This window comes from Parasphingorhabdus sp. (assembly GCF_048267785.1).
In the GTDB taxonomy this organism is placed as follows: Bacteria; Pseudomonadota; Alphaproteobacteria; order Sphingomonadales; family Sphingomonadaceae; genus Parasphingorhabdus.
The window spans coordinates 1-24,950 of the sequence record NZ_JBLWWU010000024.1 but is presented as its reverse complement, the minus strand read 5'-3'; the positions used below and the strand labels follow the sequence as shown (position 1 = coordinate 24,950).

21 protein-coding genes and 2 pseudogenes are annotated in these 24,950 nt (G+C 53.8%); 11 read left to right on the top strand and 12 right to left on the bottom strand.

Annotated features, from left to right (window positions below; all coding sequences use genetic code 11):
• The first annotated feature begins 464 nt into the window (after positions 1 to 464).
• Genes ACN0VD_RS15740 through ACN0VD_RS15730 form a run of 3 tightly spaced genes read left to right on the top strand, consistent with a single transcriptional unit; the run spans position 465 to position 5,280 of the window.
• Complete coding sequence (locus tag ACN0VD_RS15740) at positions 465 to 1,487, top strand: AraC family transcriptional regulator (protein ID WP_417595966.1); 1,023 nt, start codon at positions 465 to 467, stop codon at positions 1,485 to 1,487.
• A 56-nt stretch (positions 1,488 to 1,543) separates the two neighbouring features.
• Positions 1,544 to 3,814 (top strand): TonB-dependent receptor, encoded by a 2,271-nt coding sequence (locus ACN0VD_RS15735; protein WP_417595964.1) that lies wholly within the window; start codon positions 1,544 to 1,546, stop codon positions 3,812 to 3,814.
• A 14-nt stretch (positions 3,815 to 3,828) separates the two neighbouring features.
• On the top strand, positions 3,829 to 5,280 hold the full coding sequence (locus tag ACN0VD_RS15730; RefSeq protein WP_417595962.1) for a hypothetical protein: 1,452 nt from the start codon (positions 3,829 to 3,831) through the stop codon (positions 5,278 to 5,280).
• An 830-nt stretch (positions 5,281 to 6,110) separates the two neighbouring features.
• Here ACN0VD_RS15730 and trxC read toward each other — a convergent pair.
• The 6 genes from trxC to ACN0VD_RS15700 form a co-directional block, all read right to left on the bottom strand.
• Positions 6,111 to 6,551: a thioredoxin TrxC gene (gene trxC / locus ACN0VD_RS15725; protein WP_417595960.1), complete on the bottom strand. Its 441-nt coding sequence runs from the start codon at positions 6,549 to 6,551 to the stop codon at positions 6,111 to 6,113.
• Positions 6,552 to 6,747: 196 nt separating this feature from the next.
• A complete protein-coding gene (gene katG / locus ACN0VD_RS15720) occupies positions 6,748 to 8,964 on the bottom strand; it encodes a catalase/peroxidase HPI (RefSeq protein WP_417595958.1) in 2,217 nt (738 codons plus the stop codon).
• Between the two features lie 92 nt (positions 8,965 to 9,056).
• Positions 9,057 to 9,545: an RcnB family protein gene (locus ACN0VD_RS15715; RefSeq protein WP_417595956.1), complete on the bottom strand. Its 489-nt coding sequence runs from the start codon at positions 9,543 to 9,545 to the stop codon at positions 9,057 to 9,059.
• A gap of 48 nt (positions 9,546 to 9,593) precedes the next feature.
• Positions 9,594 to 10,250: a hypothetical protein gene (locus tag ACN0VD_RS15710; RefSeq protein ID WP_417595954.1), complete on the bottom strand. Its 657-nt coding sequence runs from the start codon at positions 10,248 to 10,250 to the stop codon at positions 9,594 to 9,596.
• Between the two features lie 191 nt (positions 10,251 to 10,441).
• Positions 10,442 to 11,857 (bottom strand): MBL fold metallo-hydrolase RNA specificity domain-containing protein, encoded by a 1,416-nt coding sequence (locus ACN0VD_RS15705; RefSeq protein WP_417595952.1) that lies wholly within the window; start codon positions 11,855 to 11,857, stop codon positions 10,442 to 10,444.
• A 33-nt stretch (positions 11,858 to 11,890) separates the two neighbouring features.
• A complete protein-coding gene (locus tag ACN0VD_RS15700; protein ID WP_417595993.1) occupies positions 11,891 to 12,661 on the bottom strand; it encodes a TIGR00730 family Rossman fold protein in 771 nt (256 codons plus the stop codon).
• Positions 12,662 to 13,025: 364 nt separating this feature from the next.
• On the opposite strand from ACN0VD_RS15700, the gene ACN0VD_RS15695 reads away from it, so the two are divergent.
• Genes ACN0VD_RS15695 through ACN0VD_RS15680 form a run of 4 tightly spaced genes read left to right on the top strand, consistent with a single transcriptional unit; the run spans position 13,026 to position 16,684 of the window.
• On the top strand, positions 13,026 to 13,622 hold the full coding sequence (locus ACN0VD_RS15695; RefSeq protein WP_417595950.1) for a TetR/AcrR family transcriptional regulator: 597 nt from the start codon (positions 13,026 to 13,028) through the stop codon (positions 13,620 to 13,622).
• Positions 13,619 to 14,800 carry an efflux RND transporter periplasmic adaptor subunit gene (locus ACN0VD_RS15690; protein ID WP_417595948.1) on the top strand — a complete coding sequence of 394 codons (1,182 nt, stop codon included), beginning with the start codon at positions 13,619 to 13,621 and terminating at the stop codon, positions 14,798 to 14,800. Before ACN0VD_RS15695 ends, ACN0VD_RS15690 begins: the two co-directional genes overlap by 4 nt.
• Positions 14,797 to 15,999 (top strand): ABC transporter permease, encoded by a 1,203-nt coding sequence (locus ACN0VD_RS15685; RefSeq protein ID WP_417595946.1) that lies wholly within the window; start codon positions 14,797 to 14,799, stop codon positions 15,997 to 15,999. The genes ACN0VD_RS15690 and ACN0VD_RS15685 overlap by 4 nt, the downstream gene beginning before the upstream one ends.
• Positions 15,992 to 16,684, top strand: a complete 693-nt coding sequence (locus ACN0VD_RS15680; protein WP_417595944.1) for an ABC transporter ATP-binding protein — start codon at positions 15,992 to 15,994, stop codon at positions 16,682 to 16,684. Before ACN0VD_RS15685 ends, ACN0VD_RS15680 begins: the two co-directional genes overlap by 8 nt.
• 141 nt (positions 16,685 to 16,825) lie before the next feature.
• Here ACN0VD_RS15680 and ACN0VD_RS15675 read toward each other — a convergent pair.
• Together ACN0VD_RS15675 and ACN0VD_RS15670 are read right to left on the bottom strand one after the other, a co-directional pair.
• Positions 16,826 to 16,909, bottom strand: a pseudogene (locus ACN0VD_RS15675) (IS481 family transposase); the annotation flags it as partial.
• A 239-nt stretch (positions 16,910 to 17,148) separates the two neighbouring features.
• Positions 17,149 to 17,625 carry a rubrerythrin family protein gene (locus ACN0VD_RS15670; RefSeq protein ID WP_417595942.1) on the bottom strand — a complete coding sequence of 159 codons (477 nt, stop codon included), beginning with the start codon at positions 17,623 to 17,625 and terminating at the stop codon, positions 17,149 to 17,151.
• 199 nt (positions 17,626 to 17,824) lie between these two features.
• Between ACN0VD_RS15670 and ACN0VD_RS15665 the strand changes: the two genes are divergently transcribed.
• The 4 genes from ACN0VD_RS15665 to ACN0VD_RS15650 are packed head-to-tail and all read left to right on the top strand — an operon-like array spanning position 17,825 to position 20,732.
• Positions 17,825 to 18,106, top strand: coding sequence for a PepSY domain-containing protein (locus ACN0VD_RS15665; protein WP_417595940.1), 282 nt, complete (start codon positions 17,825 to 17,827; stop codon positions 18,104 to 18,106).
• Positions 18,107 to 18,108: 2 nt separating this feature from the next.
• The gene (locus ACN0VD_RS15660; protein ID WP_417595938.1) at positions 18,109 to 18,729 is read left to right on the top strand and encodes a cytochrome b/b6 domain-containing protein; all 621 of its coding nucleotides are present in this window, start codon (positions 18,109 to 18,111) and stop codon (positions 18,727 to 18,729) included.
• Positions 18,710 to 19,396, top strand: a complete 687-nt coding sequence (locus tag ACN0VD_RS15655; protein ID WP_417595936.1) for a response regulator — start codon at positions 18,710 to 18,712, stop codon at positions 19,394 to 19,396. Before ACN0VD_RS15660 ends, ACN0VD_RS15655 begins: the two co-directional genes overlap by 20 nt.
• Before the next feature lie 4 nt (positions 19,397 to 19,400).
• Positions 19,401 to 20,732 carry a HAMP domain-containing sensor histidine kinase gene (locus ACN0VD_RS15650; RefSeq protein WP_417595934.1) on the top strand — a complete coding sequence of 444 codons (1,332 nt, stop codon included), beginning with the start codon at positions 19,401 to 19,403 and terminating at the stop codon, positions 20,730 to 20,732.
• A gap of 100 nt (positions 20,733 to 20,832) precedes the next feature.
• Here the strand turns inward: ACN0VD_RS15650 and ACN0VD_RS15645 are convergent.
• From ACN0VD_RS15645 to ACN0VD_RS15630, 4 genes and pseudogenes are all read right to left on the bottom strand, one after another.
• Positions 20,833 to 21,097: pseudogene (locus tag ACN0VD_RS15645) on the bottom strand (integrase core domain-containing protein); the annotation flags it as partial.
• An 11-nt stretch (positions 21,098 to 21,108) separates the two neighbouring features.
• Positions 21,109 to 22,602 (bottom strand): phage terminase large subunit, encoded by a 1,494-nt coding sequence (terL, locus tag ACN0VD_RS15640; RefSeq protein WP_417595932.1) that lies wholly within the window; start codon positions 22,600 to 22,602, stop codon positions 21,109 to 21,111.
• Positions 22,595 to 23,116: a DUF5681 domain-containing protein gene (locus tag ACN0VD_RS15635; RefSeq protein WP_417595930.1), complete on the bottom strand. Its 522-nt coding sequence runs from the start codon at positions 23,114 to 23,116 to the stop codon at positions 22,595 to 22,597. Before ACN0VD_RS15635 ends, terL begins: the two co-directional genes overlap by 8 nt.
• Positions 23,113 to 24,441, bottom strand: a complete 1,329-nt coding sequence (locus ACN0VD_RS15630) for a site-specific DNA-methyltransferase (RefSeq protein ID WP_417595928.1) — start codon at positions 24,439 to 24,441, stop codon at positions 23,113 to 23,115. Before ACN0VD_RS15630 ends, ACN0VD_RS15635 begins: the two co-directional genes overlap by 4 nt.
• Positions 24,442 to 24,950 lie beyond the last annotated feature (509 nt).

Below are 24,950 nucleotides of genomic sequence, written 5' to 3'. Positions count from 1 at the left end.
GTGAACTGCCGTCTGTGGACGAGAGAAAAGCCGCCGCGATCAATATAGCCGTCAACCGGAGGAACAATCGAAGCGAAAAGTCCCGGACGCGAAGCTTTACGCCCTGCGTACTTTCAAGAGACGCGGCAACCATTTGTTTCTCCAAGTGCTTGGTGACGGAAATTATGTCCCGATGTATGCGCAATCAATACGGTTATTCCCCTAGAGGCGTTCTTGAGGCTGATTTCAGGGTTGTGAAAATTCAGCACGCGCCGCAACGTCGCTAAATGCCTGTCGACACAGGCTTTGGCCGAACATCACCATCACTTGGCCGAACATCACCTTTACTCGATGTGTTGACGGTTTATAGTCGGCCTAGGAAAATGGGCGCGAGTGTAATAAATATAACGCGCCCAAATGCTGTGTATTTGGGATAGGTTCATGCAGTTAATGTTGGCGTTGTGTCCGTGGGCAAGGCTTGATCGATGACGATGTTTGAAGCCAAGCTACACTCCGCGCAGAAGCTACGCAAACTTGTAGGGTTCGTTGCGGCCAACGGCGAATCTATCACGCAATTACTACATGGCACCGGGCTCGACCAGCACATGCTGGATCGCGGTGATGAACCGATCACGCGTGCGCAGCACATCCAGACCTATCGCAATGCTAACCGGATGGCGGGAGAGCGCCCGTGGGGTCTTCAACTCGGCAGGTTACTGGGCCTCACCGATTACGGCTTTTACGGCTATGCATTGATCTGCAGCCCGACGCTGCGCAAGGCGCTGGACTTTTCTATCAAATATCACAAGCTGGCTACGCCAACGGTGATCATGAATCTGTATCCTGAGGCCGAGGATGGCCTTTGCGAACTACGGGTCGAGGACACGCTGCACGAACCCGAGATATATCGCTTCAATATTGAAATGCAGATTGGCTTGATATTTTCCCTGATCCGCGATGCTATGGGCCAGAATTTCCTTTTCGATAAGGTAACTGTGCGCTTCAACAAGCCGCTGTATTTCGGGGCTCTCGAGCAAATCATGGAATGTCCGGTATCTTGTAGCAGCGAATTTAATGCGCTCTATTTCGATGCCGACCTGCTCGACAGACCCTTGCGCCGGGCGAACCTTGCCACATGGGAGGCAACCCGTGCCGTCTGCGACGAGCTGCTTGCCGGAGTGACAACCAATACCCCAATAGCCCAGTCCGTCTACGAAACTCTCATCCGCGACAGACATCAGTTTTCCACGGCCGAGGGAGTGGCGGCAGCACTCAACATGTCTGAACGGACTATGCGACGACGTCTTGGCGAAGAAGGCACTTCATTCCGCGAAATCAGAGGTGAGGTGCTGAGCAAGCTAGCGGTCGGGTTCCTGTCTACGACGGAAATGACGGCGGAAGAAATCGCCGAGCGCCTTGGTTTCAGCGATGCTTCGAATTTCTGCAAGACGTTCAAGAAATGGACCGGGAAGAGGGTTTCAGAATTCAGAGAGACGGTTGCAAACTGATTTATCGGGAAATTCAACTTTGAACTTTGTTAGTAAATATAGACGGGAGATCTAGCGTGCCAAAGAAAAACTTATTCAAATACACAGGTGCAATCCTGCTGACATTTCCTTTCATGCCTGCGACGGTCTTTGCACAGGGTACACAAGATAGGGATGTGGGCGAAGAAACCGACATAGCGGAGGACGATAATATTATCATCGTTACCGCCCAACGCCGGGAACAGAATCTCCAGGATGTCGGCCTGTCCCTGTCCGTCCTAGGCAACGAACAGCTTGACGAGCAGAAGGTTGTCGGGATCGCCGACATCGCGGCTACCTTGCCCGGTTTTGACCTGTTTCGTGGCAACGGATCGAACAATCCGACGATGACCGTCCGCGGCGTCGGGACGACGAATCCATGGATCAACAACAATCCGTCGGTCGCGGCCTATGTCGACGACGTCTATATGCCCGTCAGTCCCTTCCTGACCTTCCCGATCTTCGATATCGAACGGGTCGAATTGCTAAAGGGGCCGCAGGTCGCCCTTTATGGCCGCAACGCCACCGCAGGGGCACTGAACTTCATTTCCGCGCGCCCGGAAGGGGCATTCTACGGCTATGCGGATGTCAGTTACAACGAACATGATATGGTGGAGGCTCGCGGGGCTGTGACGGGTCCACTTGCCGATACAGTCAATCTCCGTCTGGCCGGAATTACCCAACAGGGCGGTGGCTACATCGACCGCCTAGGTACGGACAGCACCACTGCAGGCTTCACCCGCGTTTCCGGTGTCGTGCCGCCGGTTGCTTCGGTAGCAGCCCGTAAGGACTATGGCGACAAGGACATTTTTGCCTTGCGCGGGTCGCTGGAATGGTTTGCCAGCGACCGGGTTGAGGTTTTTCTCAGTGGACATTATGGGCAAGACCGGTCCGACATCATCGGATCGACCGCCATCACATCGGACAGGCTAGGCGTATTCACGCCACCGGCGGTGAAGGTCCCCTTCACCGATTACGACGATGTCGAACCGGCGATGGATTCAGAACAATATGGCGGCGTGTTCCGGGTCGACGTCGATCTCGATGCGGTTACCTTGACCTCGATCACGGGCTACGAACATATAGATCGCGCCTTCGCGATCGGCGATTTCGTACCGACACGCATTGCCGAACCTGTGTTCGACGAAAGCATATCGTCATTCAATCAGGAAGTGCGTCTGACGCATGAGGGCGCGCAGACTTACTTCCTTATCGGCGCTTCCTATGGCGAGGAGACGATCGACTATCGCCGCGATCTCATAGCCTACGACCTGCTGCTCGGGTCGCTATCTACGGTTTTCGAGGAGAAGGACCGGTCGTTGGCGGTGTTCGGACAGGGCGAATGGGAATTCTCCCCCGGCTGGAAAGTCGTTGGCGGGTTGCGCTACACTTCCGAGGACAAAAGCTATTCCGGAGGATCGATCGAACTCGATCCCTTCGGCGTATCGCAGGTGAAAGCACTGTTCCCCAACACAGCCGGAAACGGCCTGTTCGGCAACCCGGAATATGATGACGACGACCTGTCCGGCTCGTTGGCACTGAACTGGAAACCGTCGGATACTGTGTTGCTATATGCCAGTGTCAGCAACGGCTACAAGAGCGGCGGTTTCGATGGGTCGGGCATTACCGAACCCAGTTCCTTTACACCCTATGGAGCAGAAAACATCTGGGCATACGAGACGGGAATCAAGGTTTTCGCTGATCGCATCCAGGCGACGGGTTCGTTTTTCTATTACGACTATAGCGACAAGCAGGTGCTTGCCCTGGTCGACCTCGGCGGCGGAATCAACGAGGCGATCATCCAGAATGCTGCCGGATCCGAGATATACGGTATTGACCTGGACGTCGGCCTCGACCTCACGGACAATCTGCGCTTTTCAATGAACGGATTGATCGTCTCATCCAAAGTCACCGATTGGGAAAGCGCGGATCCCGTAGAAGTTGCCGCACGCATCGGCAACGAACTGCCGGGAACGCCGCAGGCTTCACTCAGTGCCAAGCTCGACTGGTCGCAGGACATTGGGAGCGACTGGGAACTCAAGACTTCGGCATGGGCAAGTTATACCGATGGGGCTTTCCGCGATATCGAGAACAATCGTGATCTGCGTTCCGACGAACGTTTCCTGGCAAATGCGAGAATCGAGCTCGGCCAGATCGACGGAGGGTTACAATTCTATGTCATAGGCAAGAACCTGTTCGACAAGACTTACGTTACTTCGGTGCGCAGCCTAGTCGGCATGCTTGGCGAATATTACGGTGAGCCCCGGACGGTTAGCGTCGGCGTCCGTTACGCATTCGGCGCACGGTAAAGCGGGAGAGGCATATGACACATGGCGTCTCCAGGCGATCCTTGCTGCTAGCCGGTGCAGGCATGGCGCTTCCACTATTATCCGGCTGTACGCAGTTGCCCGCCTTATGGCTCCCACCACCGAGGGGGTTAAATCTAGAGGCGGACGGATTGTGGCAGCGTCAGCTATGGATGAACGCGCTGGGGCCGCGACTGACCGGAAATCCGGCTCATCTCGCCTTTATCGATCATATCGCTGCCGAGCTCCACGCAATGGATCTCGAGGTTCGTGAAGATGTACAACATTTCACACGGTGGGAAGTGCGGCGCTCCGCTCTCGTTTCTATAGATCGTGATAAAGAAGCAGTCGAACTCCCGATAGCATCCGAATATCCCTATTCGGCCGGGACGGGGAAGGAAGGCATCATTGGAAAAATCGTCTATGGCGGAGCGGTCGGTGATAAATTGCCCGATATCGATCTCGAGGGTGCGATTCTCTATCTCGACGCTCCCGCGCCGGCTCTCCCGTTCGGCAAATTTTATGCTGATGTCCGCCCTTACGGTTCACTGCGCGAGTTTCCGATGGAAGTGACGCAGGCGTCCGGGCAGATCGTTTCTGCCCCCGGACTCGAAGACTTTGCGAAGCGCGGGATCAAGGCGGTCGTGTTCGGCTGGACCAATGTCTCGGAGGGGCAGGCCAAGGGGCAGTACATACCTTTCAATCGCGCACTCCAGCCCATTCCGGGGCTGTGGGTGGGCCCGACCGTTGCCGCCCATCTGAAGAAACTCGCCAAAAGAGACGTAAGTATCCGCATCACGCTGGACGCCGATCTCGTGCCCGCCGCGCAGTCGCGTACGCTGTATACGCTGGTTCCAGGCGCATCGGACAAGCTGATCGTCGTCACAACGCATACCGACGGACCCAACGCGATCGAAGAAAATGGCGCGCTCGCGATGCTTGCGATGATGCACAATCTGTTACGGCAGGACCCTGCATCGCGGCGCTATTCGGTACTGTTCCTTTTCGCGAGCGGCCATTTCGTGGGTCCGGAGGCGAAATCGACCGACCGGTTTCTGGAAATTCATCCTGATATTCGTGAGCGGGCAATTGCGGGGCTCGCAGTCGAACATCTGGGAGGCCTCGAATGGATAGACGATTCCAACGGGCGCTATGCAGCAACGGGGGAAGCAGAGACCAGCCTGATCTTTGCCCATGGTGAAGGCATGGCGGACATTGCTATTTCTGCTGCGGAGGCAAGCGCAGACCGGCGCGGTGCCGTCGTTCGGCCAAAAGACCTGTCTCATTTTTTCGGAGAAGGCCGGGCGCTCGCACGTGCGGGTATCCCATCAATCGGATTTATTCCCGCCCCCTCCTATCTTCTCGCCGGTGGACCAAATGGCCATGTCGAGAAGCTTGACCGGGGTTTGTTCGAGGCACAGACCGGCTTGTGCCAGGATTTACTGGATAAACTTCTTAGCAGCGCGTGATTCCAAAATGGCATGGCTCGATTCGTGACGTGCATGGTGTCCTGAAACCGCGGCAACGACAAGGCCATTGGACAGTAGCTGCGCGGCACCTGGCGGCGCAATGTAACCTCACCGAAAGGGATGCTCATGATGACTGCGGTCGGCTGACTTCCAGTTGTGAGTTGCCACTCATGTGAAACGTATTAGCGAATAGCAGATTTTGTGGGTTCGATTCCCGGAAACTGAACGGCCGCTGACAGCCCAGAGCAAACATTCAGCCCGGCATTCTTCAATGACAGCAACGGCCCAATTTTTGACGCCGCACTACCTCCAGTTTTGAAATAGTCTGGACATCGGGTTCTACAATTTCGTCAATGGCTTCGTCATCGTGGCGGCTTTTTTGCCTTCGATCCCATCTGGCATTACGGCGTTTTTGGCCGTAATCGCCCATGAAACCCTACAAGATGTTGGTGATTTCGCGATACTTTTGGAAAATGGCTACTCCAGACTGAAGGCTCTCATCCTTATAGCAGCCGGAATTAGAACGATCGGGCTTGCCTCCCCCCCCCGGGGCATCCGGTCGACGCTTTAACACATCTCGAATATCTTTTCTTACGATCAACCTATGGACTAAACTCAGTCGGATTTTGAGGAACAAAAAAATGATATCAATATTGGCTCTAATGACGGCGATAGCGTCGCCGATGCTGATATCTATCCCAGCTGCGGCTCGAACGGGGCGTCGGTCAATGTCCTTTGCGATTTCTCAAAGCCATGCTTAACCGCTGTCATTGACAAGCTTCTCGTAGATTCAGGTAAAATATTGTTATATCCTGATCGACTAATCCGGCTTAATTCGCCATTTCCGCCTTAGCCCATTGAACGATAGAAGCGGTGGTCATCGCACCGGCCGTACGTGATATTTCCTTGCCCTTTGACAATAATATCAAAGAAGGAATGGACCTTATCTGGAACCGCGCCGCTATGGTCTGTTCTGCTTCGGTATCCAGTTTGCCCAGACGCACATTCGGTTCAAGCTGCGCCGCCGCCGCAGTGAAGGCAGGTGCCATTTGACGGCAGGGTCCGCACCAGCTTGCCCAGAAGTCCACCAGCAACGGAACATCACTGTTACTAGAGTGCTTTTGAAAATTCGCGGAATTCAGAATGACCGAGGTTCGATCAAATAAAAGCTTGCGGCATTTGCCACATTTGCCTTGCCCGTTCAATTTTTGCGCCGGAATACGGTTAGTTGTACTGCACGATGGGCAAACAATCATCATGGGATCAACCATATATCAGTCTCCAGTCTAACCAATTTCGCGGGGCATCATAGTGCACCAGTATCCCATCGCGCATTACCGCGAACGTTGCGTATCTGAACAGGACCCGCATCATATCTCAACCAAAGTCTCGGCCAGAAACCCTGAAAACCACCTGATCACGGCAACTCATCAGGACAGCGCAACGACAAACGGGTTATGATATTTTTCAAAACCGGTCCAGGTTCATCACCTTACCCCAAGCAGCGACGAAATCTTTCACGAACATCTCCTGCCCATCGTCGGATGCGTAGGCTTCAGAAACCGCGCGAAGCTCCGAGTTCGATCCGAATACCAGATCAACCGGGGTGGCCGTCCATTTCAACTTGCCGGTCTCCCGGTCGTAACCTTCGTAGAGACCCATGGACTTTTCGGATTTTTGCCACTTCGTCGACATGTCGAGCAAGTTGACAAAAAAGTCATTGCTCAGCGTACCCGGACGGGCGGTGAAAATGCCGTTTGCCGAATGCTTGGTGTTTGCATCGAGCGCACGCATGCCGCCAACCAGAACCGTCATCTCTGGAACTGTCAGATTTAACTGGCTTGCCTGATCAATCATCATTTCCGCAGGCGAGCGGTCACTGTCCGCACCGTAATAGTTTCGAAAGCCGTCGGCGCGGAGCCGCAGGTGCTCGTACGAGACTGTGTCAGTCTGCGCTTGCGAGGCATCTACTCGGCCTGGGGTGAACGACACCGTCACATCATGGCCAGCTTTCTTCGCTGCCTGTTCGATTGCCGCATTGCCGCCCAGCACGATCAGATCGGCGAGCGAGACCTCCTTGTTACCGCCGGCTGAGCGGTTAAATCGCTGTTGAATATTTTCAAGCTTGCCGAGCACCTTGGCCAGTTCGGCCGGGTCGTTAACCGCCCAGGTCTTGGCCGGCTCCAGCCGAACGCGCGCGCCATTGGCACCGCCGCGCATGTCGCTGCCGCGAAAGGTCGATGCGGAGGCCCAGGCGGCCTTTATCAGTTCAGGGAACGTAAGGCCGCTGGCCAATATCTGGGTTTTAAGCTGGCTCACATCTGATGCATCGACCGCCGTATAGTTCGCGTCGGGTAGTGGGTCTTGCCAGGAAAAAATTTCCTGCGGCACGTCTTTGCCGAGATAGCGGGCGTTTGGTCCCATATCGCGGTGGATCAGCTTAAACCACGCCTTGGCAAAGGCATCCTTGAATTCCTCGGGATTGTCGTGGAAGCGCCGGGAAATCGCCCGGAAACCGGGATCTTCTTTCAGTGCAATATCGGTCGTAAACATGATCGGCGCATGTGTCTTGCCCCTGACATGAGCGTCCGGGACGAGATTGGCTGCAGCAGGTGCGCTAGGAATCCATTGTGTCGCTCCGGCCGGGCTTTTCGTTTTGACCCAGTCGAAACGGAACAGATTGTCAAAATACTGGGTGGTGAACGCAACCGGGTTAGATGTCCACGCGCCCTCTAGCCCGCTGGAGACCGTGTCCTCGGCATTGCCCTTGCCGCATTTATTTTCCCAACCAAGTCCCTGCTGTTCTACGCCCGATGCTGTAGGATCGGGGCCAACACATTCGTCTGGCTTATGGGCGCCGTGCGCCTTGCCGAAAGTATGTCCCCCAGCAATAAGAGCGATCGTCTCTTCATCGCTCATCGCCATGTTGCCAAAGGCAATGCGTATGGCTTTCGCTGCTGCCAGCGGATCAGGATTGCCGCCCGGTCCTTCCGGGTTGACGTAGATCAGGCCCATCTGGGTTGCAGCAAGCGGACCAATCAGATTGCCCTCCTTGTCGAAGCGGTCAGCGCCGAGGAATTTTGTTTCCGGTCCCCAGAACACCATATCCGGCTCCCAGGCATCAACACGGCCACCGGCAAAACCGATGGTCTTGAAGCCCATATTCTCCAGTGCAACATTGCCCGTAAGAACCATCAGGTCGCCCCATGATAGCTTACGGCCATATTTTTGCTTGATCGGCCAGACGAGGCGGCGCGCCTTGTCGAGACTGACATTATCGGGCCAGCTATTTAGCGGTTCAAAACGCTGTTCGGCGCCGCCGGCGCCGCCGCGCCCGTCACCGACGCGGTAAGTGCCCGCGCCGTGCCAGGCCATGCGGATGAAGAATGGACCGTAATTGCCATAGTCCGCTGGCCACCAAGGCTGCGAGGTGGTGAGAACCTTCTCGATGTCGGCTTTGACAGCGTCGAGGTCGAGCGTCGCAAACTCGGCGGCGTAATCAAAATCGTCACCATAGGGATTAGTGCCTGCGTCTTGCTGACGCAGCGCACTTAGGTCCAGTTTATTCGGCCACCAGTCCTGATTGGACATCACCTTGTCTTGGGCAAAAGCGGGGGCAGACGTTATTGCTGGCGACATGGTTGCCGCCAAAAGTGCGATGATCGATATTGTGCATTTTTGCATTTGGATTCTCCTATGAGTGAATAAGGCGGTTTTGGGACTGGCGGTCGCACAACCAACGATACTGCGTTTCAATTCGTTCGCGTTGTTGCCCATCAGTAATACACCCCATAAATCACTTGGAGGATTACTCCGCTGCTGATCTGAACCAGAAGCGCGTCTTCACCATAGCGCACCCAGACATAGCCACGCGGCGGAATCGGCAAACCGAAAAGCCAGAAGTCGGTTATCCAGTAGCTTCGCGTCCAGAACAAAGTCGGGAGAATGTCGCCATATATCCATTGGTGTGAATACCAGCCATTTGGCCTCACATAGGGCTTTGAACGGTAACGCTTTTCTGTCCGGTAATTGTAGCGATATGTTTGCGGATTGGCATCGCGTCGTTGACGGTCAAGATCACGCGGCCGCGTTCCCGGACGGTAGGTAGTGGGGCCATCATAATGTTTAACAGGCGGCGCAACCCGGTGACGTTCGGTGTGTTGCCTGCTATCGGACCGAGTCTTTTGTTGCGCCTGCACCGGTATTTGCGATGATAAAAGGGCTATGGTTACAACGCTTGCGATTGATGTGACGATCGATTTCATCCTTCATTCCCTTATTAGATTTGGCTGCGTTGATATTTCGCAGTTAACTCACCAGCCGCGATGAAATTGCTCTAATTCGCCGTAGCTCAGTTTCCCGTCATTATTGACGTCAGCGCCGGGAAAATTACTTTCGCCAGATTTCATATATTCGGAGCGCGTAACAACGCCGTTGTCATCGCTATCCATTAGCCGAAAACGTTCGGCCTTACGGAGCTGTGCAGTTTGTTCATTACGCTGTCGTTGAGGGCCCGCGGTGTCGCTCATAGGTCCGGGGCCGAGCCGGACAGCTTCAAATTCCTGCAAGCTAAATCCGTCTTTGCCGCCAGCATTAATCGCATCATAAGCGGACTCGTGCCATTGCTGAAACTCCGACTGGTCAATTAAGCCGTCGCTATCACGATCAAAAGTTTGAAGCCGGTCTCGAGTGCCGAGATAGAGCGGATCGTGGTCCCTGATGCGGTCCTGATCGGCAGTGTCTACCCTATCTTGATCGCGTATACGTTCCTGATCCGGAACATCAATCCGGTCACGGGTCCGGTCCTGAATGACATCGCGAGAAACGGGCGGAGCGGTGCGAGTTGAAGGCGGAGTGGAAGGAGTGATAGATCTGCCGCCTCGTTGAGCCGTTGCGGGCGAAGCTAGCGCGAACGCGATCGTGAGGGCCAAGCCAAGACTAACAAGTTTCTTTGGGCGGGGGATAGACATTTTGGTTTCCTACTTTTCCGTTTGAATTTTTCGCGTCAGAATGAAACCGGCATCAGCTCCTGCAGCACATCATCATTTGTCTCGCCGGAACAGAACTCAACGGGATGGGGGTGGAGCCGACTCCAGCGAGACGCTGCAAAATCACCGAAAAGTAGGCCCAAGGAAATTAGTAATATTACGTATCGGCACTTTTACTTTGATGGCTGAACAGGAGATTCATCAATGTAAACCTCGCCTGCCATTGGTCTCGAAACAATTCCAGTTGTTCGACCGGCTAATTCGTCCCTCAGGGCGGATGAAGCTTCAACTTCTCCGTGGGTAACAAATATCTGTTTTGGTATCTTCTTGAACGCCGATATCCAGGCGAGCAGTGCGGTTCGATCAGCGTGAGCTGAAAACCCGCCGATTGATCGCACCTCGGCTCGCACCGGAATATTCTCCCCGAAAATTCTAACGCTGGTTGCTCCCTCCACCAATTGCCTGCCGAGAGTCCCCTGCGCCTGATAGCCTGCTATCAGAACCGTATTATTCCTGTTCGGTAATCCGTGACGCAGATGATGCAGAATTCTCCCCGCCGTGCACATCCCGCTCGCGGATATAATGATAGCGCCTGATTTTATCCTATTCAGGGCGATCGATTCTTGCACGCTTTCTGTGTATTTGAGCAGGATTGAAGGGTTTGTCCTGTTTTTCCAGTTTGCGAGTTTTTTCGCTTCCTCATCAAACAGCATTATATGCCGTTTGGTCAGTTCTGTTGCGCGTTGCGCCATCGGGGAATCTAGAAAAATATCAAGGTTGTTGAGGCGACCCTCACAGGTCAGATGATGGAAATAATAGATCAACTCCTGTGTTCGCCCAACTGCGAATGCCGGGATAATGAGATTGCCTTGCTTATTGTTTAGGGTCTGAGTTGTAATGTCGACCAATTCATTCAGCGATGGACCAAGTGCTTTATGATCACGGTTTCCATATGTGGATTCAACGACAAGATAATCTGCTTCGTCGATGACAACGGGATCGCGGAGTATCGGGCGTCCTGGCTGGCCGAGGTCTCCTGAAAATACCAGTTTCCGTCTGTCGCCACCGGTGCCAATCCAAATTTCGAGAATGGCCGAACCCAGGATATGTCCGGCATCCCGCATACGCAGTTCTATTTCAGGGTGCAGGGAAACAATCTCATCGTAACCATGCCCCACAACTTGTGAAAGCGCCTTCTCGGCATCTGCCATCCGGTAAAGCGGCTCTAAATCCTCTTTGGACTGATTGCGTTTTCTCGCGGCGCGTTTCGCGGCACTTTCATGGATGTGGGCACTGTCCCGAAGCATGATCTCCAGCAACTCGGCAGTTGCGTTGCTTGTGTATATGCTGCCTTCAAATCCATCACGGCATAGCTTGGGAAGTAGTCCGCTGTGATCGATATGCGCGTGTGACAAGATAACAAAATCGAGAGAGGACGGATCAAATGCAAAAGCTTTACGATTTTTTGTTCCAGCATCGCGTCCGCCTTGAAACATGCCGCAATCGACCAGAAACCGGAATCCCTTGTTTTCTACCAGATAGCAGGAGCCCGTTACCTCTCCGGCTGCGCCCAGAAATGTGATTTTCATGTTATCGTTCCTTTTTCAGGGTTATCTCCAAACCTATTTTGGCGGAATTTCGTCATAAAATTCGCAAATCAAATGGATGGCTTCACGGGCAGTATCGACGATTTGGAAAAGGCTAAGATCGTCTTTGTCGACATAGCCTTCATCTACTAGAAAATCGAAGTTGATAGCTCTGTTCCAATATTCCTTGCCAAGAAGAATAATCGGTATGGCTTTGATCTTGCGGGTTTGAACGAGCGTCAAGACTTCGAGAACTTCATCTAAAGTACCGAAGCCTCCGGGAAAGGCCACAAGAGCTTTTGCCCGCATCAGGAAGTGCATCTTACGCAAACCAAAATAGCGGAACTGGAAACATAATTCCGGAGTAATATACGGATTTGGCGATTGTTCCTTCGGCAAGTCTATGTTGAGACCAATAGAGCGTGCCCCGACATCGTAGGCGCCTCGGTTTGCCGCTTCCATAATGCCCGGGCCGCCACCGGTCACGACGAGGAAATCTGCCCGATCTTCTTGTTGGAATCTTTTTGATACTATCGCAGTAAATTTCCGCGCTTCATCATAATATCGGGATTTCTTGCCGTGCTGCTCCGATTTCACCCGTGCGCTGCCAAAAACCACTATAGTGGAACCAACCCCCTCATTTTTCATGACGATATCCGGCTTCAGAAATTCCAGTTCCAGTCGTACCGAACGCAGATTATCAAGATTGAGAAATGCCGGATCATCGGTTGCTGGCTTATAGGCCTCGCTTTCGAGCAAGGTCTGAACCATTGTGTTTCTGGATTTTGCGTCAGGTGTCACCGTCATGACCTTGCTCTTCGTATTTTCAAGGCAACAACGACGGGTGTAAGCGGATCCCAGTGGACAATACATGTGGGTAAGCCCCAAATGAAGACTTTGCTTTCATTGAGAGGCAGGCTTGATATCATGATATTCATCCTCAAAAAAGTCGCCCGGTATCAAGGGAGGGGGTGACACCGGGCGACGAGCGGATTTCCGTCGAAATGTACGAGCGGAGCATCCGCCCCAACTTTTGTCCCATGGATCATTTTATTGACATGTTCGCGTGCCCCGTCAATCGCATGGAGTTGCAAACGTAACGACAAAAAAATCAACTCAGCGACTCCAATAAGATAGTGACTAATTACTATCTTTTGTATAGATATGCAATATGAATCGTAAAAACCTGACATCGGAACAACGTCGCGCCGCAACTGTGGAAGCGGTGATCGCTCTCTCGGCATCGTCAAATCCCGCTGAAATCACCACAGCGCAGATCGGGGAATATATGGAGGTGACACAGGGAGCCTTGTTCCGCCACTTTGCTACCAAGCAGGAAATCTGGGCGGCGGTGATGGACTGGACGGCCACAAATCTGTTGGCGCGGTTCGACAGGATTGAAACCGATAATCCGATTCACGGGTTAGAGGCGATGTTCACAGCGCATGTTGAATTCATCATCGCCCATCCGGGTATTCCGCCCATTCTCTTTGGTGAATTACAACGCAGCGGAGAGACTCCGGCGAAGGCGCGACTGAAGGAGTTGATGGCAGGCTATGGTACCCGATTGGCGACAAGGCTCACAGAGGCGAAGGCGGCAGGGCTTATTGCCAGCGACACCGATATACCGGCTGCCGCGATACTTTTCCTTGGTATCATCCAAGGCCTGGTGATGCAAACCATGATGACGGGTGACTTTGCTGCAATGCGCGAAATGTCAGGTCGCCTATTCGACATATATGCGAGCGGGATAGGAGCCAAAAGATGAAATTACCCGCTGCTGTCAACCGCCGGAACCTCACGATCATTGCAGTCCTTGTGCCATTAGTGCTGCTTTTTATTTGGGTGGCGCTACGCGCTGGCCCATTGGCCCCTATCAATGTCACAATTGCCAAAGTGGAGGAACGCGCGATTTCTCCATCGCTATTTGGCATCGGCACAGTCGAGGCGCGCTATACACATAAAGTCGGATCGACAGCACCGGGAAGGGTGACAATGCTCGCCGTTGATGTTGGTGATCGGGTTGAGAGTGGCCAGTTGCTTGCGCAAATTGATCCTGTTGATCTTGATCAGCGGATCGACGCAGCGGCAAGCACCGAAGCCAGAAATGCTGCGATGGAGCAATCGGCGTCGGCGCAAATCGCGGATGCCAGCGCGCGTGTGCGGCTGGCCCGAACGCAATCGGCGCGGGTTGAGGCACTCATCAAGAATGGCTGGGTTACCGAGGCGATGGTCGACCAGCGCAGACAGGAACTGGCGGCGGCTCAGGCAAGTCTCGCCGCCGCTCAGGCAAATCTCGCCGCAACACAGCAAGACAGAAGCCGCGCCAGCCTCGACCGTTCTGCCCTGATCGCGCAAAAGGCAAATTTACGTCTGGTCGCCCCGCGCGCCGGACTGGTTGTGAAAAGAGCGGTTGAACCCGGAACAACGGTGGTTGCGGGACAGACCGTGGTCGAGATTGTCGATCCAGCCGAATTGTGGATCAATGCCCGCTTTGACCAGACGCGGTCGGGCGGCATCGCTGCTGGCCTTGGAGCCAAGATTGCCCTGCGATCAAGACCAAATCGCCTGATAGAGGGATCGGTTTTGCGGGTAGAACCGTTAGCCGATGCCATCACCGAGGAGATTCTTGCCAAGATCGGTTTTTCAGCGCCAGAGAATTTGCCTCCCATTGGTGAACTGGCCGAGGTCACGGTCATACTTCCGTCAGAAAACAAGACCATCGTCATCCCCAATTCCGCGGTCCAGAGTGTGAATGGCAAGACTGGTGTCTGGGTTCTGCGTGATGGTGACTTGTCCTTTGTTCAGACCTCGCTTGGTGCGGTTGACCTTGATGGATGGGTTCAGGTCATGTCCGGCCTCAAGAAAGGCGAAGAAATTGTCACTCACAGCGCAGCCGCATTATCGACGAATAGCCGAATTTCAATCGTTGATGAATTGCCATGATCAGCTTGGCTGGCCGCGACATTATGCATGGCTGGGGCAAATTTTTGCTGACCGGCGTCGGGCTTGGTTTGCTTATTGGTGTTACCCTTTCGATGGCGGGGGTTTATCGCGGGATGGTCGACGATGCACAGGCGCTTCTCGACAATAGCGGCGCCGATCTGTGGGTCGTACAGAAAGACACGCTTGGTCCCTATGCCGAGCCATCGAGCCTGCCTGAAGATACCAAGCGTCCTATCCGAGCAATGCGAGGCGTGGACCGCGCAGCCGGAGTCACCTATCTCACGATGCAGATTGCACATGCGGGCAGCGATGTCCGGGTGATGGTTGTAGGCGTCGATATGACACGTGCGGGCGAGCCGGGCCAGCCAACGCATATAATAGCCGGACGGCATATCGTTCACAGTCATTATGAAGCGGTAGCAGACGTCAAAACCGGCTTTGCCATCGGTGATATTGTCAAGGTTCGGCGCAATGACTATCGCATCGTCGGGCTGACCAGCCGGATGGTATCTTCCGGCGGTGATCCGATGTTATTTCTGACATTGAAGGACGCCCAGCAGGCGCAGTTTCAAAAAGATAGTGATGCGATCATACAGCAACGCGCCCGCACGGAGGCCAGCCCCACTCTCAATCCTCCGGGGAATCCGGCAGTTGCGACGGCGGTCAATGCCGCACAGACAGGGAATACCAACGTCAATGCCATATTGGTGACCCTTGCGCAGGGCGCAGATGCAGACAGCGTGGCCGCTGACATAAGGCGATGGCAGCGGACGACGGTCTACACGCACGCACAGATGCAGGAAATTCTTGTCGAAAAGCTGATTGCTAATTCCGCGCGCCAAATAGGTATGTTTCTGGTCATTTTGGCCATTGTGAGTGCGGCCATTGTTGCCTTCATGATCTACACCATGACTATCGGAAAAATTCGCGAAATTGCGGTGTTGAAACTGATTGGTACACGTAACCGGACCATCTCGTGGATGATCCTGCAACAGGCGCTTGGATTAGGTTTGATCGGGTTCGTCGTCGGTAAGATAGCGGCTACCTTATGGGCACCGTTTTTCCCCAAGTATATATTGCTGCTTCCCAGCGATTCCCTACTGGGTTTCGCTATTGTAATGATTATTTGCACATTGGCGAGCTTTCTGGCCATTCAGGCGGCTCTCAAGGTCGATCCGGCGGAGGCAATCGGTGGCTGAGGGTATTCGCATCGAAAATATCGTCAAAACATATGGCAGCGGCGACACTGCCGTTCGTGCCTTGCGCGGATCCAGCATGCAGGTCAGAGCAGGCGAGGTGGTGGGTTTGATCGGTCCGTCTGGCTCGGGAAAGAGTACTTTACTCAAATGCCTTGGCGCGGTGATCGAGCCAACTTCGGGCCGGATGTTTATCGGCGATCGCATGATCTATGACGATAAATGGCTGGTGAAAGATTTGCGGGCGCTGCGCCGCGACCTCATCGGGTTCATCTTTCAGGCACCCTATCTCATCCCCTTTCTGGACGTGACTGACAATGTCGCGATTTTGTCGATGCTGGCGGGCAGGTCGAACAGCAAGGCGAGGGGGCAGGCGCGTGATTTGCTGGAAGCACTAGACGTCGGTCACCGCGCCGCCGCAATGCCCTCGCAACTATCGGGCGGAGAGCAGCAGCGCGTTGCAATCGCTCGCGCACTCATTAACCGTCCGCCAGTGATCCTTGCCGACGAACCGACCGCGCCGCTCGATGGTGAGCGCGCCCTGGCGGTAGTGAAATTACTAGATGAAATGGCGCAACAATATCAAACCGCCATAATCGTTGTGACCCATGATGAAAAAATCATCCCGACCTTCCGCCGCCTGTATAATATCCGCGATGGTGTGACCCATGAAGAAATTCAGGAATGACCGCTACTGTGCCGCACAAATCAGTCCTCCTGATTTTTCAGGGAGTTTAACGTCGCACAACGTATAGCGACTTGTCGCAACCTAACTTAAATCGTTAAGATTGCAACATCGGGTGACTGGCGCGACATTTTCTACATGCGACTATAGCTTCTCTCTGAGCGCTTCATAGGGTGTTTTTCCTTTGAAGGCACCGTGCCGTCTGTGGAAGTTGTAGAAGCGTTCCCACCCAATTGTTGCCGTAGGCAACGACTTAATCAGTCGGGATCGCCTTGAAGCTGTCAGTCCGTTTTTAGCTTGGCGAATTGCCCTTCGGAAATCGCCCCAATAACGGTCATTCCTTAATCACAAGGCTTTACCCGAAAACGGTTGCAACCAGCACCCGCATGGCATTTCGATCCATATTTATATCGACCGGGCTGCGGAGCGCGCCTCCCGGTCGATACACACTGGCGAAGGCGACCCTATTACCTGATCTTCGCCAGCGCAGCCTTGTATGCTTCGTAGTGGACGCCTTCATCGACCGCGATCTGGCGGAACATGGCTGCAATCTTCAGATCGCCATCGGCCTCAGCCTGATCGGCAAATTCGATATACATTTTTGTGTATTCATAATGCTCGCCGGCCATGGCGTCTTCAAGATTGGCGGTGTTCGAGCTTCCGAGTTGCAGTGCCTCGGCCTCACGGTCAAAATGCTCGTTCGCTTCAATATTTGCGGAATCGCGGAACAATTGGGCCAGTTCTGTATTCCCGGTGGCATCAGCTTGTTCGGCATAACGTAGATATTTGAGGTTTGCGAAGGCTTCCCCGTGCATGGCTGCTTCAAGATTGGCCTTTGTTTGCGGCGAGAGTGCCTTAGGATTATCGCCCTGACCAGCGAGTGCAGCAGTGCCCGACAAAGAAAGTGCAAGGATAGCGGTACTGATTTTTACAAGAGTCTTCATGGTGTATCTCCGAATGTTCTTCGCATCGTTGCGACCCTGCTTTGTTCGGCCAAATTCCTGACCGCATCCTGACGGAGCGGGGAATTAAATTGCGCAATTGTACAATTTAATTGCTCAATGCGTCAGCACTTCGTCAGCTTTGTAAGGCATCTATTTGTTGTTGGCCCAATCTTCGGGCAACAAAAATGGAGTGACAATTATGACCAACAAATTATTGATTTCAGCCGCTGCAACAATCGCAGCGCTGACATTTTCCTCGACCGCTTTCGCCAGCCCGGTTTGCACCGCGCAACCGCAAAGCAAATGGCTCACGCCAGCGAAAATGAAGTCCAAGATTGCCAAAATGGGTTTTAAGTCGATCAAAGTCTTTCAGGTTTCAGGCAGCTGTTACGAGATTTATGCCATCAACAAGGACGGTCGTCGTGCCGAGGTTTATTTCAATCCCGTAACGGGCGCTGTCGTCCAGAACAATGTAGACTGACAGTGGAAGATAACAATCTTCGGGTCGATCGGGTTCCAACGGATCAGATTGGAAAAACCTTAGTAAGACGCCAGCGGATCAAAGTTTGGGATCCGCTGGTACGCATCTTCCATTGGACGGTCGCACTTGGCACTATCGCTAACCTTACCGTGCTTCGCCATGTCAAAGACCCGCATATTTATCTAGGCTATGCAATGGTCGCAGCGCTGCTCATCCGCCTTATCTGGGGCTTCGTCGGAAAAGGACATGCTCGCTTTTCAGCGTTCGTGCCCGGTCCAAAAAAATTAGTCTGCTATGGGGCTGCCTTGGTAGCTCGCCGTGAACCCCGATATATCGGACATAATCCCGCCGGTGCAGTAATGATGCTTATATTAATGGCACTTGTTGCAGGTATGGGAATCACTGGCTGGATGATGGGCAGCGATCAATTCTGGGGAGAGCCCTGGGTGGAAGAATTGCATGAAATTCTGGCCAATTTAATCATTGGCGCAGCGGTGCTGCATGTTGGTGCGGCGATCATTGAAAGTGTTCGTCACCGGGAAAATATGCCATGGTCGATGATTACCGGCTATAAGCGCGCAGCTTCTGGATCGGATATAGACAATGCGCCTGCTTCTCGTTGAAGATAATGCCCGTTTGGCAACCCTTATCCGTGATGGATTGGATCGTCAGGGTTTTGCCATTGACTGGTATGAAACGATTGAAGGGGCTCACCATGCCCGGCAGATTGGCGACTATGATCTGGTGTTGCTCGATCTCGGATTGCCTGATGGAGAGGGTCTGGATCTGGTTACTGCGATGCGCGCGCAGATGGATCAGACACCCATCTTGATTATGACGGCACGCGGCGGGCTTGACGACAGGGTGGCCGGGCTGGATGCCGGCGCAGATGACTATGTCGTCAAGCCGTTTCAGATCCCTGAATTGGCGGCGCGCTGTCGGGCTCTTCTGCGGCGGCCAGGCAATGCGCTGGAAACGGTGCTTCATGCCGGGAATGTATCACTCAACCCTGCCGAACGAACGGTTTGCGTTGGTGACGTCGCTGTTGATACCGCACCGCGTGAAGTCGACCTGCTTGAAGTTCTGCTCCGCAGAAGTGGACATGTCGTGGCGAAGCAATCGATTGAGAGCGCGCTATATTCGATGGATGCCGAGATAACTCCAAATGCGATGGAAGCCTCGATTTCGAGGCTACGCAAACGCCTCTCGGCAGCATCTGCCGATGTCCAAATTAAAACCATTCACGGGGTCGGTTACGCGCTTTATGCTCCAGCGAATATTACCGATTAAATTTATGACGCAAAAAGAACAATCCAAGGGCCCTACATTATTTCGACAGATTGCTACCCGGCTGGCGATCTTTACATTGTTGTTTGCTGTTCTCGATATCGGCATCGTCATTTTCACTTATAGCCAGCAACCACAGTCGCTGGCCGAAGAACTCCTTACGCTTGAAGCGGGTAAGATGGATCGCAGCAAACGAACCGGCCCGGAACAGTTTGCAGGACCGCCCGGAGCAACCCACTGGTTCGCAAGCTATGTTGACAGCGATCTGGCCAAAACCGGTAGCCTGCCCGCCACATATCCCTCGACCAATCGCGGAACGCTCATGGATTGGACGCGCCGGGAAAAACTATCTCAAGGCTTCCGCATTTCAGGCGTGCGATCAGTAGACATCGCAGGAGAACAGCGTTGGCTCTACATGCAGTTTGAAGGCAGAGGCATCAAGCCCTATGTTCCGGTAATTGTTAACGAGCTTATTCAGCATGTTGCTTTACCGCTGATACCGCTTTCGGTGCTTATGCTTCTGTTCAATATATTTGCTGTTCGCCGCGTTTTGAATCCATTGCGGCGCGCTGAGGCAGAGGTCGATAGGCTCGACCCTGAAGACATGGCGCTTCGAATAACCGAACCCAAGGAGCCCAGAGAAGTTACAACATTGGTTCGGGCGGTAAACCGTGCGCTAGAGCGACTGGATAGCTCGATGGATATTTTGCGATCCTTTACCGCCAATGCAGCGCATGAACTGCGTACACCGTTATCGATCATGCAATTATCTATTGACCAATTGCCAAAGGGCGAACAGCGTGATGCGCTTTTGACCGATAACCGGCAAATGACACGGCTTGTGAACCAAATGCTCGACCTTGCGCAGGCGGATGCCAAAGCGTTTGAAACCGGGGCAACGGTTGACCTAGCTGAAGTTGGCCGCAAGGCTGTAACACAGCTCGCGCCTGCGGCTTTTTCAGTCGGACGCGATCTTGTTTTTAAGGATTATGGCAAAGCAATGACCAAGGGCCATGAGGAAGCGATTTTTCGCATTTTTCGTAACCTTATCGAAAACGCGGTCGCGCATGCGCCGGGCCATACACCTATTGAAATAGAAGTTGGCCCAGGCCCTCGTTTCAGCGTTCGCGATTATGGTCCGGGTATTTCGGATGCAGATGCTGCTAAGCTTTTTGAGAGGTTCTGGCGGAAAAATCGCAGTACGGGTCAGGGTGCGGGCCTCGGCCTAGGAATTGTCCAAAGACTGGCTGAAGCGCATGGTGGATCGATAGCCTATGAAAATCCGGAAGGCGGTGGCGCAAAATTCATTGTCACCTTCCCGTCCGATATCGCCGCTTAAAATCATGAATATTGCAGTTTCCGATTTCGACTAGTTGAAAGCCAAATGCCAGGAACCGATTGTAACATCGAGTGACTGGTGAGACATTCTTTACATGCGATTATAGCTTTTCTCTGAGCACTTCATAGGGTGTTTTTCCTTTGAAGGCACCGTGGGGTCTGTGGAAGTTATAGAAGCGTTCCCATTCATCGAGTTTGGCTTCCAGATCGACATTCCCTTTATAGCTTAGCAGCTGGTAAAACTCTTGTTGGTCCGAGCGGTGGGGTCGTTCAACTTTGCCATTGAGCTGCGGTGTGCCCCGTTTGATAGGCGTGGCGGATGCCGAGGTCTTCGACATGCCAGCGGAACTTGATCTGGAACTCGTGAATTTAATCCATTAAGCACCCCAGGGATCCTTGTCCTGCCAGAGGGAAGGCAATATTGCAGGCTCGCCACATTCATAGTCGATCATCTCCTCTGGCCCTGCATTGACGGGCGTTCGGTACATATCCTTCTCCTGCACCCACAAGAGTAGCTGCGAGAGCGCATCGACCTGGTCATCATGACTTGATGCAGGGAACCCGAGCACCTCGCCGGTAAAGTCGCCGAGCCAGTGCGCGTGCTTGGGAAGGAACAGGCGTCCGGCCTGGATCATCGCGCTCGCGTTGAGCGCCCGGGCAACCTTGTCACCCTCCGGGCGGCGGGGAATGGGGGGCGGAACGCCCGCCAGGTCTTCTGCGCGCAGGGACTGTATCAGGGCAGTCCCGGAAGAGGCATCTTCGATTAGCATTATCTTCACGCCGTGCAGCCTCGCGAGTTCTATGGCCTTGGCCTTGAGCTGGTGGAACTGCAGCCGCGCTCTGAAAACATCAATGATATATACTGATTTTCCTTGTACCAGCACGGTCACACAAACCGACCAGTCATTGAACGGATTGTCCTTGGATGCGGTGTCCCATGACTGGATGATCTGGCCGTGGCAAAGGTCGACCAAATCCGGGTTGTAGGATCGCAGCCAGCTTGCTTCGATGATATTGCCATGCGCAGGAATAGGCTTCTGCTGGTACTGGCTGGCGAATACAAACGGATTGTCCGCCTTGCGCCTGAGCAGAACCTCAAGACTTTGGCGGGCGGGGTGGAGCGCACATCCTGCTCGGCGGTGCCAGACCCTGCCCCTGGTGAGGGGAATGTCCTCGTCGCGCTCGGCGATCGCTGGCAGGCACAGTTCGTGCCATCCTTCGCGTTCTTTGAGTACGCCGACCAGATCGCCTTCATGCAATCGCTGCATCACGATAATGATCGCTCCTGTCGCCTGGTCGTTGAGGCGTTGCGATATAGTGTCGTCAAACCAGCGGATTACCTTCTCCCTTGCCGGTTGTGACATCACGTCCTGCGTTTTCATAGGATCGTCAATAATGATGATGTCGGCACCGAACCCGGTGGTCACACCGTCGATTGACGTTGCCATGCGCCGGCCGCCAGCACTGGTGCGGATGTCGGCAACCGCCCGCCGGGTCAGCACAAGGCTGGGAAAGGCGCGGCGATACCAACTGCTCTGCATGATCTTGAGGCAATCGCTGGCATGGTCCTCGGCTAGATCTTGGCCGTAACTGATGCACAGGAACGATAGCGACGGATTATGTCCCATGCTCCAGGCGGTCCAGGCGACCGACGTAGTTCGAGACTTGAGATGTCGTGGTGGCATGGTAATAGCCAGACGTTGGTTCTCGCCGTCCAGAACCCGGTCAAGTTGGTGAATGATCGCGTCGATATGCCAATTGTGCTTATAGGCGCTCTCACCGCCCAGTTCGCGAAATACAAATCGCAAAAACAAACCAAAGTCGGAACGTATGGCAGCAGCGATAGCATCGTCGGTATCAACTTCAATCATCGGAACCTCCTGTACCTAGATCTGCTTCAGGTTTTGGATCTCCAAACAGGTCTGGATCCACGTCCAACTCCTCCGCCCGCTCTCGCAGCCAGGCCGTGAGAATCTCCTCGTCACCTAGCGTGTGATAATGGCGGTTTTGCTGCGCTTTCTCGGCGATCCGGCGACGACGTGTATCGACCATCTCGATTGCACGGTTATCACCCTTGCGGGTGGCATTATCGATAAGACGCAGGTCCACCGCATGGCTCTTGGTGACCTTTCGCTCCTTGCCATTCTCCTTGATGGTCACTTTACGCCTGAGTTCCCGCTCGAACTCGGTGTCGACGTTGCGCACTCCTTTTTGTCGTCGTCCCCGCTTGCGTCCATCACCGGCGGCAAACCGGTGTTGTCTAGGCGGCCGGTTACGGCCGGTCTCGTAAGACCCGTCTTCGCGAACATTGCCGTCTTTATAGGGTTTTCCATCCTTGCGACGTCCCTGCCGAGAAGTTGGCTTGTCTTGGTCATCCCCGTTCATGATGCTTCTCCCAGCCGCGCCCTGGCGACTTCATGAAACGGCGTGACGCCGTTTAGCAGCGGCTCGCAGCCAGTGGCCTCTGCGGTGCGGCGCAGGATGACGTCGGCGTAAACGGGATCCAGCTCGATCGCCCGGCCGCGCCGCCCTGTCATCTCGCAGGCGGCAAGGATGGTCCCGGAGCCGGCAAACGGATCCAGCACAATCCCCCCGCGCTTCGAGCAGTCGAGAATAGCGTCCGCAATCATCTGCTTGGGTTTGACGGTTGGATGATCAGCCAGATCCTGCATGCGCCCTGCACGAAATGTGTTGGCGGAGGGATATCGCCAAACATTGCAGCGATTTCTCTGACCCAGCGCAATATTGCTAATATGCTTGCCTGGACTGACCTTGAAGGCATAACACAGCTCATGGGCCGACCGGTAAAACCCTCCCATTCCCGGATTCTTGACCCAGACAATCATGTTTTTGAGTTCGTGGAACACGCCTTCGGCCGCGCCCAGCATATGCGGTGCGCCGCGCCAATCCATGAACACAAAGGCAATTGCGCCCGGCGCACTGTGCACGGCCATCGCCTCGAAGGCCGGGCGCAGCAGCGTTTTTGCGAACTCCGGCAGGGAAACTTCGCCAGCACCCATCACAAAATTTGAATGTTTGACTTTGCCATTGCCCGAGACATTATTTGCAATCGCGCAGCCATAAGGCGGATCAGTTACGATCAGTTGCGCAGGCTCGCCTGCCAGCAAGCGGTCGTAAGCATTCGGGTCCCTTGCATCGTCCACGAGCAGCAGGTGATCGCCGATCGTCCAAAGGTCCTTGAGGCGGCACACGGGAACTGCGTCAGCTGCCGGCAGCTCGACATTCTCTTCGGTGTCCGTATCATCATTTCCAAAGGTGAGGGTGCCGTCGATCTCGAACATATCGAAGCCGGTGAGTTCAACGTCATAGCCCAGATCAATCAGCCCGGAGAGTTCCGAGCGGAGCATATCCTTGCTCCATTCAGCCTCTTCTGCGAGCCGATTGTCCGCAATGATATAAGCGCGGCGGTCGGCCTCATTCATTTTACCAAGACTGATCACGGGGACTACCGTCTCTCCGTTGAGCTTCGCCGCTTCCAGTCGTCCATGCCCGCAGATCAGATTTCCTGCATCGTCAATCAGGAGTGGGTTCGTCCAGCCAAAGGTCTGGAGGCTTCGTTGGATTTTGCGTATCTGCGCGCGCGAGTGTTTGCGCGCATTGTTGGCATATGGGGTTAGCTTGTCGATCGGATAGGAGTCGACAACAAGCTGACGTGTTGGAATGGAAGATTCTGCATTGATTTTAGCCACATTTTTTCTCCACAAAAAAAGTTTCAAAAACAAATTCCGTGGTGAAAAATGTCAGCCAGAGCAGACGGTATTCTTGATATGTTCTCCCGCAGGATTTGTCCAGCCAGAAATGATCTGTTTGGTCCGCAAGTCCATAAACATGTCAATGTTCACACCATCAGTGGATATCATTCCCACAATCATTGGGCTTGTTTCCCACAAAAATCAGATATGGGAAAACTGCTAGAGAGCCGCGCAAATGAAATGGGTCTGGCGGATCAACCGATGCATTTCAGCCCGAACAAGTCCATTTTCCCACTACTTTCCCATATATATGGGAATATTGCGCCTGAGACCCGTTCGCGACAGACTGCGTCGCGCACCACCATTTTTATCCTTTTATATCAACTATTTAACTGTAGGGCGGCCCCCGAACATAGTCGCGCAATGTCGGAGGGTTACGCGCCGTTGGTGCAACGGCTGCGGTGCCAGAGACGCTCTGGAAGCCGCGGATATACTGAGTTATCACG